Origin of the sequence: Streptomyces flavovariabilis (assembly GCF_000725785.1) — a bacterium.
In the GTDB taxonomy this organism is placed as follows: Bacteria; Actinomycetota; Actinomycetes; order Streptomycetales; family Streptomycetaceae; genus Streptomyces; species Streptomyces hawaiiensis.
In genome coordinates, this window is record NZ_JNXD01000124.1 from 1 (window position 1) to 245 (window position 245).

Sequence of the window (245 nt, forward strand, 5' to 3'; positions counted from 1 at the left end):
ACGGATTCCCCGAACCCCCAGCGATCTCCAGGAGCTTTGCCATGGAAGGCAACCGGATAGGACGCAGAACCGTACTCCGCACCGCAGGCGCTCTGGCCGCTGCCTCGGCAGTGACCGGATGCGGCTCCCTCATGGGCAACGGCGAAAGCCGCACCTCGTCGGGCGGTGGCGGAAAGAAGCGGCTCGTCGTCAGCAACAGCGGTGGCGCCTACAACGACGCGCTGACGAAGGCGATCTACGAGCCG

At 66.5% G+C, this 245-nt stretch carries 1 pseudogene; it reads left to right on the forward strand.

What is annotated here, in order from left to right:
• Positions 1–41: 41 nt before the first annotated feature.
• A pseudogene (locus tag IO24_RS45065) lies at positions 42–245 on the forward strand (ABC transporter substrate-binding protein); the annotation flags it as partial.